This window comes from Mycobacterium sp., assembly GCF_049585075.1.
In the GTDB taxonomy this organism is placed as follows: Bacteria; Actinomycetota; Actinomycetes; order Mycobacteriales; family Mycobacteriaceae; genus Mycobacterium.
Genome location: NZ_JBAUZA010000503.1, coordinates 1 through 1,727 on the forward strand (window position 1 = coordinate 1; position 1,727 = coordinate 1,727).

Here is a 1,727-nt window from a genome sequence, read left to right on the forward strand (position 1 = left end):
CTGATGCACCACCGGGGCCGGTGCCGTGATGGTCTGCGGAGGCGGTGGAGGCGGAGCGGCCGACGGTGGTGGTGACGGCGCTGGCGCGGCCACGGCGGGCGTATGTGCGCTCGGGGGGGTCAGATGCTTCGTCGGGCTGGGCTGTGCGGCATGGCTGGTTCCATGACCCATCGGCGGCGCAACGTCGGCCCCCAGCGACGTCAGCAGCACCACAAAGCCGATCAGGAGCACGGCCACTATCCCACTACCTGCTAGCAGGAGCCGCCGGTGTGGACGGAGGCCGTCGTCGTCCTCGTCCGCCAGAGCGCTGTAGGCGAGGACGCCGTCACCCATTGGGGCATTCAGGGAATCGTCGAGGTATGCGTGTGCGAGCGGGTTCACCTCGCCGGTACCGGGATCCTGCGCGTAGGCCAGCGCAGCGGTCGACGACGCGAACAGCGGAGCATTTGCGGAGGCCAGCGCCGCGCCGCGGGCGAGCGCCAGGTCGGGTTCTTCGGATGTACTCAGTGGGATGGAGACCAGCGCCTCCAAGCGCCGCACGATGGGGACGATGTCGAGGCCGCACCCAACGACGAACACCCCGTCGGCACGCGACTGCCTCCCGTCGAGCGCAGCGACAATCGCGGCCAGCTTGGCAATCTCCACAGCGGTGCGCCCAGCCCAGTCCGCAGGCTGTCGGTGCAAATCGACGATGGAGCCGTCGGCGGTTTGGACCACGGCCAGGGTCACGCTTTCCGGCTCGACGAACAGCAGTGCGGTGTACTCGTAGCCCATTGCCTGGCCGACCGTCTGGGTCAGCGCGGCCGCCGCGAGAAGGGGCGAGACCAGCATGACGCCGCCGATCTGCCACGCGGCGAGCTCGTCCTGCAGCACAGCGACGTCGGTCGGCTCGGTCCAGGTCACACCGGTCGACATCAACCGGTAGCCACCTTCGGTTGCGCTTTCTCGGGTGCCGAGGATCGCGGCGATCACCTGAGCCGGTGCCGTTGTTGCCGAGCCGCTGGCGAACGCGACCGCGAACTCGTCGGCTTCGACAGTCACGCCGTCGGCGTTTTCGCCTTCGACCAGCACCATGCGGACGACCTCGGGTGCCATCGACACACCCAGAACGATGTCCACTACTCCTCCAAAGTCCTTCGCTAATGACGATCTGGGCGAAGGAGTGCGCCGCGCGGCCGTCACCCACAGTTTCGCGACAGTTGGATGCGGCGTTACTTTCCCGGTTGGCGCACTGAGAATGCGACGCCGCTACATATGCCGGGCCGATCCGGCGTTTCCACCCTACTCGTGGCTAAGCGGTCCGGGTAGGCGCAAAGGATTCAACAGCCGGGGGCCGTTAGTACCCAGGACCTCCGTATGGATACTGCGGCTGATACGGGCTCTGTGGCTGGTAGGGGCTCTGCGGCTGGTACGGGGTCTGAGGCTGGTTCGCCGCGCCGCCCTGCCCCTCCGGCACCTGAACCGGGATCGGCATCGGTACGAACGGGAGCCTCAAGTACGTCGTCGTCATCACTTCCGATGGTGTCGTGCTGGTCGTCGTGCTGCTGGACGGCGGCGGTGTGGTGGTGGTGGTCGGGGTTGTGCTCGTCGTCGTTGGGGTAGTGCTGGTCGCCTGCTGCGTGGTGCTTGGCGGCGGCTGGTAGGTCGTCGTCACCGGTGGCGGGGGCGGAGGCGGCGCCTCGCTGGTCACTGGCGGCGCGACGGTGGCCGACGGCGCGGGGCTCGGC

Annotated in this window: 1 protein-coding gene; it reads right to left on the reverse strand. The window is 68.2% G+C overall.

The genetic code is table 11. The features are described 5' to 3' along the window. Window positions 1-1,119 (reverse strand): DUF7159 family protein (locus tag WB785_RS23550; protein ID WP_424082324.1); only part of this gene is annotated, 1,119 nt, incomplete at its 3' end. Window positions 1,120-1,727 lie beyond the last annotated feature (608 nt).